This window comes from Pseudomonas sp. GW821-FHT09E12 (assembly GCF_059416085.1).
The window spans coordinates 340,942-355,462 of sequence record NZ_JBWKOM010000003.1 but is presented as its reverse complement, the minus strand read 5'-3'; the positions used below and the strand labels follow the sequence as shown (position 1 = coordinate 355,462).

General features: G+C 61.8%; 14 protein-coding genes. 8 read left to right on the top strand and 6 right to left on the bottom strand.

Annotation, left to right across the window (positions count from 1 at the left end; genetic code table 11):
* Positions 1 to 85 precede the first annotated feature (85 nt).
* The 5 genes from AC07PQ_RS10145 to rlmF all read left to right on the top strand — a co-directional run bounded on the left by AC07PQ_RS10145 (position 86) and on the right by rlmF (position 6,758).
* Positions 86 to 1,576 carry a leucyl aminopeptidase gene (locus AC07PQ_RS10145; RefSeq protein ID WP_007932148.1) on the top strand — a complete coding sequence of 497 codons (1,491 nt, stop codon included), beginning with the start codon at positions 86 to 88 and terminating at the stop codon, positions 1,574 to 1,576.
* 57 nt (positions 1,577 to 1,633) lie between these two features.
* Positions 1,634 to 2,062, top strand: a complete 429-nt coding sequence (locus AC07PQ_RS10140) for a DNA polymerase III subunit chi (RefSeq protein ID WP_007932146.1) — start codon at positions 1,634 to 1,636, stop codon at positions 2,060 to 2,062.
* A gap of 7 nt (positions 2,063 to 2,069) precedes the next feature.
* Positions 2,070 to 2,546: a DNA polymerase III subunit chi gene (locus AC07PQ_RS10135; RefSeq protein WP_493185444.1), complete on the top strand. Its 477-nt coding sequence runs from the start codon at positions 2,070 to 2,072 to the stop codon at positions 2,544 to 2,546.
* A 124-nt stretch (positions 2,547 to 2,670) separates the two neighbouring features.
* Positions 2,671 to 5,517, top strand: coding sequence for a valine--tRNA ligase (locus AC07PQ_RS10130; protein ID WP_493185443.1), 2,847 nt, complete (start codon positions 2,671 to 2,673; stop codon positions 5,515 to 5,517).
* Positions 5,518 to 5,732: 215 nt separating this feature from the next.
* On the top strand, positions 5,733 to 6,758 hold the full coding sequence (gene rlmF, locus AC07PQ_RS10125) for a 23S rRNA (adenine(1618)-N(6))-methyltransferase RlmF (protein ID WP_007932141.1): 1,026 nt from the start codon (positions 5,733 to 5,735) through the stop codon (positions 6,756 to 6,758).
* A gap of 102 nt (positions 6,759 to 6,860) precedes the next feature.
* Here the strand turns inward: rlmF and AC07PQ_RS10120 are convergent, their stop codons facing one another.
* The gene (locus AC07PQ_RS10120) at positions 6,861 to 7,142 is read right to left on the bottom strand and encodes an HU family DNA-binding protein (protein ID WP_007932138.1); all 282 of its coding nucleotides are present in this window, start codon (positions 7,140 to 7,142) and stop codon (positions 6,861 to 6,863) included.
* 395 nt (positions 7,143 to 7,537) lie between these two features.
* Between AC07PQ_RS10120 and yejK the strand changes: the two genes are divergently transcribed.
* Both yejK and AC07PQ_RS10110 read left to right on the top strand, forming a co-directional pair.
* Positions 7,538 to 8,542 (top strand): nucleoid-associated protein YejK, encoded by a 1,005-nt coding sequence (yejK, locus tag AC07PQ_RS10115; protein WP_007932136.1) that lies wholly within the window; start codon positions 7,538 to 7,540, stop codon positions 8,540 to 8,542.
* Entirely contained in the window at positions 8,542 to 8,895 is a 354-nt protein-coding gene (locus AC07PQ_RS10110) for a glutaredoxin family protein (RefSeq protein WP_009042296.1), read from the top strand. The genes yejK and AC07PQ_RS10110 overlap by 1 nt, the downstream gene beginning before the upstream one ends.
* An 80-nt stretch (positions 8,896 to 8,975) precedes the next feature.
* Here the strand turns inward: AC07PQ_RS10110 and AC07PQ_RS10105 are convergent, their stop codons facing one another.
* Complete coding sequence (locus AC07PQ_RS10105; RefSeq protein WP_493185442.1) at positions 8,976 to 9,911, bottom strand: glutathione S-transferase family protein; 936 nt, start codon at positions 9,909 to 9,911, stop codon at positions 8,976 to 8,978.
* Positions 9,912 to 10,063: 152 nt separating this feature from the next.
* On the opposite strand from AC07PQ_RS10105, the gene AC07PQ_RS10100 reads away from it, so the two are divergent.
* On the top strand, positions 10,064 to 11,485 hold the full coding sequence (locus tag AC07PQ_RS10100) for a hypothetical protein (protein WP_493185441.1): 1,422 nt from the start codon (positions 10,064 to 10,066) through the stop codon (positions 11,483 to 11,485).
* 19 nt (positions 11,486 to 11,504) lie between these two features.
* Here AC07PQ_RS10100 and AC07PQ_RS10095 read toward each other — a convergent pair whose 3' ends face one another.
* From AC07PQ_RS10095 to AC07PQ_RS10080, 4 genes are all read right to left on the bottom strand, one after another.
* On the bottom strand, positions 11,505 to 11,819 hold the full coding sequence (locus AC07PQ_RS10095; RefSeq protein ID WP_493185440.1) for a GIY-YIG nuclease family protein: 315 nt from the start codon (positions 11,817 to 11,819) through the stop codon (positions 11,505 to 11,507).
* A 51-nt stretch (positions 11,820 to 11,870) separates the two neighbouring features.
* Entirely contained in the window at positions 11,871 to 12,341 is a 471-nt protein-coding gene (locus AC07PQ_RS10090) for a nuclear transport factor 2 family protein (protein WP_053259729.1), read from the bottom strand.
* A gap of 99 nt (positions 12,342 to 12,440) precedes the next feature.
* Positions 12,441 to 13,760: a CynX/NimT family MFS transporter gene (locus AC07PQ_RS10085; protein ID WP_493185439.1), complete on the bottom strand. Its 1,320-nt coding sequence runs from the start codon at positions 13,758 to 13,760 to the stop codon at positions 12,441 to 12,443.
* The gene (locus tag AC07PQ_RS10080) at positions 13,750 to 14,409 is read right to left on the bottom strand and encodes a FadR/GntR family transcriptional regulator (protein ID WP_493185438.1); all 660 of its coding nucleotides are present in this window, start codon (positions 14,407 to 14,409) and stop codon (positions 13,750 to 13,752) included. Before AC07PQ_RS10080 ends, AC07PQ_RS10085 begins: the two co-directional genes overlap by 11 nt.
* Positions 14,410 to 14,521 lie beyond the last annotated feature (112 nt).

Sequence of the window (14,521 nt, the reverse complement as noted above, 5' to 3'; positions counted from 1 at the left end):
CTCCTTAATAAAAGCTACAGACATGACAAGCCTGGCGCACGGCATTGGCCCTGCGCTCTTTGACCATTAATTCAGGGACCCGGACATGGAACTGGTTGTAAAAAGCGTTAGCCCGGAAACGTTGAAGACCGCCACCCTGGTGGTCGCCGTCGGCGAAGGCCGCAAGCTCGGCAGCGTTGCCAAACAACTCGACGAGCTCAGTGGCGGCGCCATCGGCGCGGTACTCAAGCGCGGCGACCTGGACGGCAAGATCGGCCAGAGCCTGCTGCTGCACGCCCTGCCGAACCTGAAGGCCGAACGCGTCCTGCTGGTCGGCACCGGCAAGGACGCCGAACTGGGCGACCGCCCGTTCCGCAAGATCGTCAGTGGCATCCTCAATACCCTCAAAGGCCTGGGTGGCAGCGATGCCGTACTGGCGCTGGACGAAGTGGTGGTCAAGGGCCGCGACAGCTACGGCAAGACCCGCCTGCTGGCGGAAACCCTGGTGGACGGCGAATACAGCTTCGACCAGTTCAAGAGCCAGAAAGCCGAACCGCGCGCCCTGAAGAAAATCACCCTGCTGACCATCAAGGCCGCGCAGGCCGAAGTCGAGCGCGCCGTGGCCCACGCCAAGGCGATCGCCAACGGCATGGCATTCACCCGCAACCTGGGCAACCTGCCGCCGAATATCTGCCACCCGACCTTCCTCGGCGAACAGGCCAAGGCCCTGGGCAAGGAATTCAAGGCCCTGAAAGTCGAAGTCCTCGACGAGAAGAAGATCAAGGAACTGGGCATGGGCTCGTTCTATGCCGTGGGCCAGGGCAGCGCCCAGCCGCCGCGCCTGATCGTCATGCAATACAACGGCGGCAAGAAATCCGAGAAGCCGTACACCCTGGTCGGCAAGGGCATCACCTTCGACACCGGCGGCATCAGCCTCAAGCCTGGCGCCGGCATGGATGAAATGAAGTACGACATGGGTGGCGCCGCCAGCGTGTTCGGCACCCTGCGCGCCGTACTGGAGCTCAAGCTGCCGATCAACCTGGTGTGCATCCTGGCCTGCGCCGAGAACATGCCGAGCGGCACCGCTTCGCGTCCGGGCGACATCGTCACCACCATGAGCGGCCAGACCGTGGAAATCCTCAACACCGACGCCGAAGGCCGCCTGGTGCTGTGCGATGCCCTGACCTACGCCGAGCGCTTCAAGCCGCAGGCGGTGATCGATATCGCCACCCTGACCGGCGCCTGCGTGGTCGCCCTCGGTTCCCACACCTCGGGCCTCCTGGGCAACAACGACGAATTGATCGGCCAGTTGCTGAGCGCCGGCGTCCAGGCTGACGACCGTGCCTGGCAACTGCCTCTGTTCGACGAGTACCAGGAACAGCTGGACAGCCCGTTCGCCGACATCGCCAACATCGGCGGGCCGAAAGCCGGCACCATTACCGCTGCCTGCTTCCTGTCGCGTTTCACCAAGCAGTACAACTGGGCGCACCTGGATATCGCCGGTACCGCCTGGACCAGCGGCGGCAAGGACAAGGGCGCCACTGGCCGTCCGGTTCCCCTGCTGACCCAGTACCTGCTGGACCGCGCCAAAGCCTGAAACCTATGACCTCGGGGTGCGCCCACACACGGCGCACTCCCGGGTTCAGGAACCGCAATGACCAAAGTCGACTTCTATATCCTTCCCAGCGCGGATCCTTCGGCGCGCCTGGATTTCGCCTGCAAGCTCACCGACAAAGCCTGGCGCATGGGGCACCGCATCTACCTGCATTGCAGCGACGCGGCCCAGCGCGATGAGCTCGATGCCCGATTGTGGCGCTTCAAGGGCGAAACCTTCGTGCCCCACGGCCCCGCCGAAAGCGAACCGGATGGCCTGATCGTTCTCGGCCTGGGCGATGACCCCGGCGAGCACCATGACCTGCTGGTCAACCTGGACCTGAAAGTCCCGGCATTTGCCCAGCGTTTCGCCCGCATCGCCGAAGTGGTGGTGGAAGACCCGACTATCCGCCAGGCCGCTCGCGAGAGTTTCCGTTTCTACCGCGAACAGGGCTATCCTCTGCAAGATCACCGTTTACAGCGACTCTGAGCCATCGATGGACACTCCCAAACCGCTGCAAAAGTCCGCGCACCTGCTGGATGACCTCGAGTCCATCCGCCAACTGCTCGGCGATGACGACCTGCAACCTCCGCTGCTGACCGAGACCGTCGACGGCGAAGTGCAGATTCCGCTGCTGTTCGACATGGTCGGCGGCAAGCCTGCCGTCGAAACCCACGAACAGGCGCCGGCAGAACCACAACCGGCTCCCGCTCCGGTGGTCGAACCACAACCCGCCCCCGTAGTTGCCGCGCCAGCCCCTACACTGGCACCGACACCAAAACCCGCACCAGCACCAGCACCCAAGAGCCAGGATGCCCTGCTGCACCTGGACAGCGAACTGCGCGCCGCCGCGCAACTGATCATGCAAGACGTGATCGACGACTTCGCCCCGCACATCGAAACCGAGATCAAGCGCCGCCTCGATGCGCGGCTGGAACGGCTGCTCGCCGCAGCTTCAAGCGGCAAGCTATAAGCAGCAAGTAAAAGCCAGGAAGGACGCCCACCTCTTGCAGCTTGCGGCTTGTAGCTTGCAACTGCCCCCCTCCGCTATACTTCCCGGCTTTTCCTGAATAAATGCCAATAGGGTCCCGCCGCGCATGGATAAGACCTACCAGCCGCACGCCATTGAAACTTCCTGGTACCAGACCTGGGAGTCAGAGAATTACTTCGCCCCGCAAGGCGCGGGCGACTCGTACACCATCATGATTCCGCCACCGAACGTCACTGGCAGCCTGCACATGGGCCATGGCTTCAACAACGCGATCATGGATGCCTTGATCCGCTTCCGCCGCATGCAGGGCCGCAACACCCTGTGGCAGCCGGGTACCGACCACGCCGGTATCGCCACCCAGATGCTGGTGGAGCGTCAGATCGAAGCCCAGGGCCAGAATCGTCACGATCTGGGTCGGGAAAAATTCCTCGAGAAAGTCTGGGAGTGGAAGGATCAGTCCGGCGGCAATATCAGCCGTCAGATCCGCCGCCTGGGCTCGTCCGTCGACTGGAGCCGCGAGCGCTTCACCATGGACGACGGTCTTTCCGAAGCCGTCAAGGAAGCCTTCGTGCGCCTGCACGAAGATGGCCTGATCTACCGCGGCAAGCGTCTGGTCAACTGGGACACCAAGCTGCACACCGCGATCTCCGACCTCGAAGTGGAAAACCACGACGAGAAAGGCTCGCTGTGGAACCTGCGCTACCCGCTGGCCGACGGCGCCAAGACCGCTGAAGGCCTGGACTACCTGATCGTTGCCACCACCCGTCCGGAAACCATGCTCGGCGACTCCGCCGTGGCCGTTAACCCGAACGATGAACGCTACAAGGCGCTGATCGGCAAGTTCGTCGAGCTGCCGCTGGTGGGTCGTCGCATCCCGATCATCGGCGACGATTACTGCGACCCTGAATTCGGCACCGGCTGCGTGAAGATCACCCCGGCCCACGATTTCAACGACTATGAAGTCGGCAAGCGCCACAACCTGCCGCTGCTGAACATCTTCGACAAGAACGCCGAAGTACTGCCAGCCGCCCAGGTGTTCAACCTGGACGGCACGCTGAACGAAAGCATCGACGGCAAGATCCCGGCCGAGTTCGCCGGCCTCAACCGCTTCCAGGCGCGCAAGGAAATCGTCGCTGCGTTCGACGCCGCCGGCCTGCTGGTCAGCGTCGACGACCACGCCCTGAAAGTGCCGAAAGGCGACCGCTCCGGCACCATCATCGAGCCGTGGCTGACCGACCAGTGGTACGTCTCCACCAAGCCGCTGGCCGAGCCGGCCATTGCCGCCGTGGAAGACGGCCGCATCGCCTTCGTGCCAAAACAATACGAAAACATGTACTTCTCCTGGATGCGCGACATCCAGGACTGGTGCATCAGCCGCCAGCTGTGGTGGGGCCACCGCATCCCGGCCTGGTACGACGAGTCGGGCAAGGTCTATGTAGGCCGCGACGAAGCCGAGGTGCGCGCCAAGCACAACCTCGGGCCTGAGGTTGCACTGCAACAGGATAACGACGTCCTCGACACCTGGTTCAGTTCGGGCCTGTGGACCTTCTCCACCCTGGGCTGGCCGGAGCAGACCGAGTTCCTCAAGACCTTCCACCCGACCGACGTGCTGGTGACCGGTTTCGACATCATTTTCTTCTGGGTCGCCCGGATGATCATGCTCACCATGCACCTGGTGAAGAACGAAGACGGCACGCCGCAGGTTCCGTTCAAGACCGTGTACGTACACGGCCTGGTACGCGACGGCCAGGGCCAGAAGATGTCCAAGTCCAAGGGCAACGTCCTTGACCCGCTGGACATCATCGACGGCATCGAGCTCGAAGCCCTGGTGCAGAAACGCACCACCGGCATGATGCAGCCGCAACTGGCGAAGAAGATCGAGAAGCAGACCCGCCAGGAGTTCGCCGACGGCATCGCCAGCTACGGCACCGACGCCCTGCGCTTCACCTTCTGTTCGCTGGCGTCCACCGGCCGCGACATCAAGTTCGACATGGGCCGCGTCGAAGGCTATCGCAACTTCTGCAACAAGATCTGGAACGCCGCGCGCTACGTGCTGGACAAGGGCGAAGACTGCGGTCAGAACGGCGAAGCCTACGAGCTGTCGCTGGCCGACCGCTGGATCATCTCCCAGTTGCAGCGCACCGAAGCCGAAGTGACCCGCCAGCTGGACCAGTTCCGCTTCGACCTGGCGGCCCAGGCGCTGTACGAGTTCATCTGGAACCAATACTGCGACTGGTACCTGGAATTGTCCAAGCCGGTACTGTGGGACGAAAACGCGCCGGTCGAGCGCCAGCGCGGCACCCGCCGCACCCTGGTGCGCGTACTGGAAGTGGCGCTGCGCCTGGCCCACCCGTTCATGCCGTTCATCACCGAAGAAATCTGGCAGCGCCTGGCGCCGCTGGCCGGGGCCGAAGGCAAGACCATCATGCTGCAGCCTTGGCCGGTGGCCAATGAAGCACGCATCGACCAGGCCGCCGAAGACGACATCGAATGGCTCAAGGGCCTGATGCTCGGCACCCGTAACATCCGTGCCGAAATGAACATCGGCCCGGGCAAGCCACTGGCGTTGTTCCTGAAGAACGTCAACGCCGAAGACCAGCGTCGCCTGAGCGAAAACGAGACCCTGCTGAAGAAGCTGGCCAAACTCGAATCGATCACCGTGCTGAAGGCCGGCGACGAAGCACCGCTGTCCGCCACCGCCCTGGTCGGCGAGATGGAAGTGCTGGTGCCGATGGCCGGGCTGATCGACAAGGGTGCCGAACTGGCGCGCCTGGACAAGGAAATCCAGCGTCTGCAGGGCGAAGTCCAGCGGGTCGGCGGCAAGCTGTCCAACGCCGCCTTCGTCGACAAGGCCCCGGCCGAAGTCATCGACAAGGAACGCGCCAAACTGGCCGAGGCCGAACAGGCCCTGGGCAAGCTGGCCGAGCAGCACGCACGGATTTCCAGCCTGTAACGGCGACCCGAGCGGTAAAAAAGGGAGCCCTGCAAAGGGCTCCCTTTTTTGTGCCCGACCGAAAAGCTTATGCCTCTGTAGGAGCGAGGCTTGCCCGCGAAGCGTTATTCCTGGCACACCGCGTTATCCTCGGCAGCTCCTACAGAGGCTACGTCGCCCGGGCAGATATGGGACAATGCGCGCCACTTTGAGCCATACCCGAACCGATTTCGCCCATGACTGCCCCCCGCCCTCCCAAAGCTTCGCGCACCAAGCCTCAACCTGCAGCTCCGGCCAAGGCCGTCGCGCCACGGGAAAAGGCCAGCCTGCACCCGCGCAATCGCCATCAAGGCCGCTATGACTTTCCCCAGTTGATCAAGAGCACCCCGGAGCTGGGGGCTTTCGTGATCATCAATCCCTATGGCAAGGAGAGCATCGACTTCGCCAACCCGGCGGCAGTGCGGGTGTTCAACCGGGCATTGCTCAAGGCGTTCTACGGCATCGCCCATTGGGATATTCCGGCCGACTTCCTCTGCCCTCCGGTCCCCGGTCGTGCCGACTATGTGCATTTCCTGGCCGACCTGCTGGCCGAGCGTAACGAAGGCGTAATTCCCCGCGGCGCGGCGGTGCGGGTGCTGGACATCGGGGTCGGCGCCAACTGCATCTACCCGCTGATCGGCCACTGCGATTACCGCTGGCAGTTCCTCGGTTCCGACATCGACACCACCGCTCTCGCCGCCGCCAAGGCGATCGTCCAGGCCAACGGCCTGAACAAGGCCATCGGCCTGCGCCAGCAGAGCAACCGCAAGCAGATCCTGCTGGGGCTGCTGGAAAGCGACGAACGCTTCGACCTGACCCTGTGCAACCCGCCCTTCCATGCCTCCCTGGAGGAAGCCACGCGCGGCAGCCAGCGCAAATGGCGAGCGCTGGGCAAGGCCGATCCCAAGCGCAAGCTGCCGGTGCTGAACTTTGGCGGCCAGGCGGCGGAGTTGTGGTGCGAAGGTGGCGAAGCGCGCTTCGTGACCCAGCTGATCGGCGAAAGCGCCCAGGTGGCGCAACAGGTGTTGTGGTTCAGCACCCTGGTGTCGAAAGCCTCGAACCTGCCGGCGATTCAGGCCGCGCTGAAAAAGGCCGGAGCCCTGGAGAGCCAGGTGGTGGAGATGTCACAGGGACAGAAACAGAGCCGCTTCGTCGCCTGGACCTTCAAGGACAAGGCACAGCAACAGGCCTGGCGCCAGGAGCGCTGGGTTCGGATGGGATAGATACGAGGGGCAAAACGGCGATTTACCTTGCGTAAATCGTTGCGGCCTTAGAGCCTGAAAACCGTGCCCGGAAGCGTTCCGAGGCACGGTCTTACTGCAGTCTTACTTGTTGATCGAGTCAGTCAGGCCTTTAGCCACAACCAGCTTGATAACTTTCTTGGCAGCGATTTCGATGGCAGCACCAGTCGATGGGTTACGGCCAGTACGGGCAGGACGCTCGGTCACTTTCAGTTTGCCGATACCTGGCAGAGTGATTTCGCCGCCATTTTCCAATTGATCAGCAACGATCTGGGCCAGTTGGTCCAGAGCGTTACGCGCGGTGGTTTTCGGCGCGTCGATAGCTTCAGCGATATCAGCGATCAGTTGGTCTTTAGTAATAGCCATTGTGGTGTTCCTTCCCTATCAAATTCATTTGGATTGCAGAGTGCAGTGTCAGCCATCGAGCCAGATCTTGTGGATCTGGCACCCCGGTCACAACCACGAAAGATCGGGGTTATAGATACCGAAATCAGGGTTTGGTTCGACCTGACAAATGCTGAATGCACGCTTAACGCCGAGACATCGCGTAAGACGGGGCAAAACTAGCACAGAGACGGGGAAATATCCGCCTCTACCTAGCCATTTGGTCAGCTTTATTGCTCTAAATCCGTAAAAAAATGCATAAGCTTGACCCAGGCCGCCTTCCCCCCCCTTCAAACAGCGCCAAAACCAGCGGGTGCGGTACACTGGGCACTTTTTCGGGGAGTCACGCCCTCTCCCGCCAACCAGCCGAGAAGCCCATGCCGATCCGCCATTGCATCGTCCACCTGATCGACAAAAAACCCGACGGCACACCCGCAGTTCTGCACGCCCGCGATTCCGAACTGGCTGAATCCGCGGCCATCGAGAACATGCTCGCCGATCTCAACGAAAGCTATAACGCCAAACAGGGCAAAGCCTGGGGTCTGTTCCACCCGGAGTCCGGCGCATTCCCCTTCAGCGGCTGGCTGAAGGAATACCTCGATGGCGGCCAGGACTTCACCGCCTTCAGCCGCGTCGCGGTCGAGCACCTGCAAAAGCTGATGGAAGAATCCAATCTGTCGGTCGGCGGCCACGTGCTGTTCGCCCACTACCAGCAAGGCATGACCGACTACCTGGCCATCGCCCTGCTGCACCACAGCGAAGGCGTGGCGGTGACCGACGAGCTGGACGTGACCCCGTCGCGCCACCTGGACCTGGGCCAGCTGCACCTGGCTGCGCGGATCAACGTCTCCGAATGGCAGAACAACAAACAGTCGAAACAATACATCTCGTTCATCAAGGGCAAGAACGGCAAGAAAGTCTCGGAGTACTTCCGCGACTTCATCGGCTGCCAGGAAGGCGTCGATGGCCCGGGCGAGACCCGTACCCTGCTCAAGGCGTTCAGCGACTTCGTCGAAAGCGAAGACCTGCCGGAAGAGTCCGCCCGGGAAAAGACCAAGGCCCTGGTGGACTACGCCAGCAGCCAGGCCAAGCTCGGCGAACCCGTGGGCCTGGAAGAACTCTCGGAGCTGATCGACGAGGACCGCCCCAAAGCGTTCTACGATCACATCCGCAACAAGGACTACGGCCTGTCGCCGGAAATCCCGGCGGACAAGCGCACCCTCAACCAGTTCCGCCGCTTCACCGGCCGCGCCGAAGGCCTGTCCATCAGCTTCGAGGCGCACCTGCTGGGCTCGAAGATCGAGTATGACGAAGAAGCCGGGACCCTGATCATCAAGGGCCTACCGACCCAACTGACCGATCAGCTCAAGCGCCGCAACTGATGCTGCAGGGCGTGCTGAAGAAATTCCTGCTGATCCTGCTGGTGGTCGTGGCGTACCAGAACTGGGGCAAGCTCGAGCACCTGTTCAACCCCTCGCAGGCCGCCTCCGAGCAGGTCCGGGCCAATGCCCGGGTGGTGCTCTACGCCACCGACTGGTGTGGCTACTGCAAGGCCACCCGGCGCTTTCTCGATCAGAAGGGCATTGCCTTTCGCGAGTTCGATATCGAGAAGGATGCCGAGGCGCGCAAAGCCTATACCGAGCTGGGCGGCGCCGGAATTCCGATCCTGGACGTCAATGGCACCTTGATCCGTACCTATGACCCCGACGGGATCATGGCGGCGTTGCAACGCTAAACGCATCGCGAGCAAGCTCGCTCCTACAAGGGCCGAACAACCTCTGTCGGAACGAGCTTGCTTGCGATAGACCTGCCGCCTTATAGCGCCTCGATACGGAACCCGAAACGCGGGAAGTGCACATGCACCAATCCGCCACGTGGGTCTTCGCGGCGCAGGATCAACTCCTCGCGCCCGGCAAACAGTAACTCCCCCTCCACCGGATCGACGCCATAGTCGGTCGCCGCAATCCGCACCTGCTGGCCAGCCTGGAAGCCGTTCGGGTCAATGAAGGCTTCATCCGGCAAGGCTGCCGGTGTAGCCCGGCGCGCCACTTCAAGTGCCTCTTCGGAAGTCATGGCACTCGAAGCACCATGACCGAACCCCAGTACCCGGGCCAGCCACGCCGACACCGCCGGATAGGCGTCCACCAGCGGCGCAGTCACCGGCGTGCCCTTGAGGAACCACAGAGGGTGGGCCATGGCGAAGTCGGCAATCGACGGCTCGCCGAACAGGAAGTCGCCCTCCTCACGTTGCAACTGCTGCTCCAGGCGCGCCATCAGCGTCGGCCATTGGTGCTTGGCCAACTCCAGCGGCACGCGGCTGGAACTGCCGCCGCTGAACAGCCCGGCGCGGTCGGTCATGAAGGCCTTGACCGCTTCCGGCGGCAAATGGCCGAAACGCACGGCCGCCGACTCAGGCTGGAACACCAGGCTCACCGTATGCTGGAACACCACCGAATCGGCCCAGGCCGCGAAGGTCGCGCTGACCATTTCCCGGCCTTCGGGAAACAGTGCCGGCGAGGCCTTTTCCTGCTCCAGCCGCCGGGCGATCAGCGCCGTGTCGCAATAGATATCGGCACCGACCTGCAACACCGGGGTCTTGCGATAACCACCAGTGAGGGCCGTGAGATCGGGTTTGGGCATCACCGGCGAGATCTTCACCGAGCGCCAGGACAAGCCCTTGAAGCCTAGCAACAGCCGGGCTTTTTCCGCGAAAGGCGAGGTCGGGTAATGATGCAGAATCAACTCTGACATGCTGGAGTCCACCGGATAAGTAGGAAGAACCAGCTTAGCGTGCAAAGACCGGGCAGCCTATATACCCTGTCCGATCACCATCCATCACCGACACTGATCGGGCACCGCGCTTCACCAGACCAGCCGCCTGAGCATGATAGGGAATCCAGCCTTTGGCCATTAAGCACCTGAACCCCGTACGGGCCTATTACACCCGTTTTTTATATTTTTGCGTTTACAAGTTCCCGAAACTCTTTACCTATAAGTTCAAGAACCATTTCTTCTTTTACTCGGCGCAGCTGTATAACCCAAAGGAAAGTACAGCTGTCTATCAGCAGGCAAGTCTTCTGGAAGGGCCGGGACAATGGCGATCGGTCAGTATCATCACCCCCATCACGCCCACCGAGTTGATGTCTCTTCGCGGATGGTTTCATAGAAAAGAACCTCCGTACCACGAAGACGGCCCTGAAAGTTCGACCCCGCACACTGAGGCGGCGATCTTTCCAGTCAAGGGGCTTGGCCATATCCCATTCAATGACACCAACCCTTATGACCCAAGCCGGGTATCGGTAAAAACCGACGCCTTCAGGACCTGCACTATCACCACCATCGAGTTGACCAACAGTGTCACTTACCTGGCGCTCGATTTCTCCCTGCAAGACAGCTCGCAGACAGAACTGTTCAACCTGAATACTTCCCATATCCACGATTACCATGCCTTCAAGACGATAAATCCCTTCTCGAAGAACTTTCGCATCGTTCATTCCAGTTACTACGTAGAGGAACTATTGACTCAGGGCGTCAACAGGATTGTCGGCGACGCTCACCAGGTCGCGGAAAAGCTGTTCAAACTTTGGGGTATCCGTACACAAGCCCACTCCCGTATCACCACCGGACGCCTCAAAAGCGAACTGAGCGCCTCATACATCAACCTCTACGCCAGCAGTGACTATAACCATTACTCCCTGATCAGCCGCTACCCCGGCAGACATTACGACTATTACCACAACGAATCGGGCAACTTCAGCTACCTATACAACTTCGAATCGAGCTCATTGAACCTGGATGCATTCTTCATCGATAACCTCAATGACCCTCACGACATAAACGACTGCTTGGCCTACTACCTCAACCTGTCGTTGATCAAGGAACTCTGGCATCAGTACAACCAATGCAGGGACGACGTGAATCCGGTGCTCTCGACCATAAGCCAGAACACTTCCGAGAGCCTGCAAACCCTGTTGGAAACAAACATAGGGATTGAACGTATCGAGGAAAAGATAGAGGCCCTGACACAGTTCAGCGATCAGTCCTATTGCCCGAGCTTTCGAACCGAGGCAGAAGACGAACTGAAAAGGCTGGTGGAGAAAATCGAGTTACTGAAAAAACGCATCTCCCAACGAAAGTCCCTCAGCAACGATCAGGTGCAATTCGAGAACCTCAAGTTCAATCGTTTCTACTCCTGGATAGTCGGCGGCCTGGCCTTTCTTCAGGTTTTCCTGGCCGCTATCGTCATCGACTGGAGCCAGGCGCTGCAAAGCAACAATCCGGTATTGAACAATCTGAAAGCCCTGCTGCGCTGGCTTCAGGGGTGAGAACCCGGCTCCGGCAGGATCAGATGGCCAGGCCCGAACTGGCCACCAGGCACTCCTTGGCACTTTTGCGCAGTTTCTTGATCAGCCGTTCCTGGCGCAGGGCTTCGCTCTTGTCGCGGCAGGCTTCGGTGTAGACCAGCGCGACGGCCGGGCTGGAGAGGAAGAAGCGCGCGCCCTTGCCGCTCTGGTGCTTGGCGAAACGCTTGATCGGGTCGTCGCTGATGCCGCAATACAGGGCGCCGTTGGCGGCGCGCACCAGGTAGACAAACCAGGGTTTGCTCACCACAGAGACAGGCTCGGAATCGCTGGCGGGGGATGGGCTGGGGCGGGTCACGGTGATCGCGGCGTGTGGATAACAAGCCGCGATATTACCAGAGGCGAAGATTCAGCGGCCGGCCTGGAAGGCTTTCAGGCCTTTGCGGGCCTGGGCGCGTACGGCGTTTTTCAGCAGCGGGGTCCAGCCGAGGATCAGGCCCTTGGTCCCCAGGGCCTGGCGGGCCCAGCGCCACATATTGAAATGATCGTGGTGCTCGCAGATCTTGCCGTCACGAAACACAAAACGCGCCTGGATATCGTTGACCACGGTATTGCCAGTCTGGCTGAACAGGTAAGTCGCCACCCAGTGGGCTTCGCCGCTGCGCTGGTCAGCGCGGACCTTGTCGAAGACCAGGGAGAAATCCTTGGCCCGGGTGGTGAGCATGCGCCACATGTCAGCGGCATCGCGGCCGCGCAGTTCGCCGAACGCCGGATCACTGAACAGCACATCCTCGGTGTAGCAGGCGGCCATGGCCTCGGCATCCAGGCGCTGGAAGGCGCTATAGAACTCAGTGATCAAGGCGCGGTGGGCGTCACTCATGAAACAGGCTCCGACTCAGGGAAAGATGCCTGCACGATAGTCTGCAAACCCGGGAAACACTATCGGCATTCGCCGCGCAAATACCGACAGTGGGACGGATCAGATTTTTTCGCTTTCGACCTGCACATAGAGCGAGCGCCCGGCCCCCAGGCCGGCGACTATGGCCCCCAGGCCGATCACCGCGAAAATCCAGCCCAGGGCCGTCCAGCCACCGGTCCAGTCGTGCACCAGGCCGACCGCGAACGGCCCCATGGAGGCCAGGGTGTAGCCAAAGCCCTGGGCCATGCTCGACAGATTGGCCGCCACATGGGCGTCCTTCGAACGCAAAACGATCAGGGTCAGCGCCAGGCTGAAAGTACCGCCCTGCCCCACGCCCAGCAGGATCGCCCAGCCCCACAGGCCATCGAGCGGGGCATACAGGCAGCCGAACAGGCCGCCGAGGGTAAGCAGCATCACGACTACGATCGCCAGGCGCTGATCCTTGCCCCGCGTTGCCAGCCAGGGCGCGGCCAGCGAACTGGCGAGCTGGACGATCACCGAGCCGGACAGCACCAGCCCCGCCTGGGTCGGGCTCAGGCCGCGACCGATAAGGATCGACGGCAGCCAGCCGAATACGATGTAGGCCAACGAGGATTGCAGGCCCATGTACAGCGTCACTTGCCAGGCCAGCGGGTCGCGCAGCAAACCGCGCACCCGATAGGCCACATGGTGCGCGCCCTGCCGCTTGCCGATTTGGGGCAGCCAGAACAGCGCCGCTACCAGCGCCGGCAGCACCCAGAAGCCGAGGCCCAGCGCCCAGCTGTTATCGAAGTGCTGGCTCAAGGGCACGGTCGCCCCCGCGGCCATCGCCGCGCCCAGGCACAGGGCCATGGTGTAGACGCCGGTCATGGTACCCGCGTGTTTGGCGAAATCGCGCTTGACGATGCCCGGCAGCAACACCCCGATCACGCCGATGCTGGCGCCACCGAGGATGCTGCCGGCGAACAGTCCGACGTCTCCCAGGGAACTGCGCAGGATGATCCCGCCTGCCAGCGTCAGCAGGATGCCAAGCACCACGCGCTCGGCGCCGAAGCGCCGCGCCAGTACCGGGGCCAGGGGGGCGAACAGGCCCAGGCACAGCACCGGCAAGGTGGTCAGCAGGCCGGCCTGGGCCGCCGACAGCCCGAGGCTGTGCGACACCTCGCTGAGCAGCGGTGCCATGCTCGACAGCGCCGGGCGCAGGTTCAGCGCCACCAGGATCAGCCCCAGCAGCAACAGCCACGGGCGACTCGGCGCCGGGTGGCTCTGCTGGACCTCGGCATCGTCGGCTTCGGCGTCGATCAACAACTCTTCGAGCTCGGCCTCGCGTCGAGGGACAGCAATAGGTGGTGGGTTATTGGCCTGGTGGCTGGACATGGTGCTCTCGGTCTCAAGGTTCATTGATCAGCTGCCGGGAAATGGCCTTGGCCCGCTCCGGGTCGCGCTGCTCGACGGCGTCCAGCAGGTCGATGTGCAGATCGAACACCGCCTGGCGCCGGGGATGGATGTTCAGGGTCTGGCGCAGTTGCGCGCCGACCACACTGGAGAAATAGCGGTACAGCTCGCTAAGGGTGGGATTATGCGCGGCGTCCACCAGGCGCCCGTGAAACACCAGGTCGCAGGCGATATAGCTCTCCAGATCGCCGTGATAGTGATTGCCACTGAGAGCCAGGGCTTCGCGCAACGCCAGCAGGTCCTGGTCGGTACGCCGCAGGGCCGCCAGGCCGATGGCCTCCGTCTCGATGATCTGCCGGGTTTCGCGCGCCTGCTCCAGGGAGCACTGGGACAGGGCCTTGAGGGTGTCCAGCGGATCGACCACCGCACGCAGGTAACTACCGTCGCCCTGGCGAATCTCCACCAGGCCGGAAAACGCCAGGACTCGCATGGCTTCGCGCACGGTATTGCGGCTGATGCCCAGCTCCACCGCCAACTCCGGCTCGGTCGGCAGGCGCTGGCCGATGCTCCATACACCGTCATTGATGCGCTGGCGCAGCTGTTCCAGGGCCTGATCGACCAGGGAACGTTTAATCAAAGGAGAATTTTCTGTCATGTGCAGTCGCCTTTTCATCCAATCATCGGATGAATTTTTTTGGCATATTAGTCAGCTTCGCGTGGGTGAACAACAAAGCCGATGCATGCATGTAGCAAGCGGAAAGGAAATC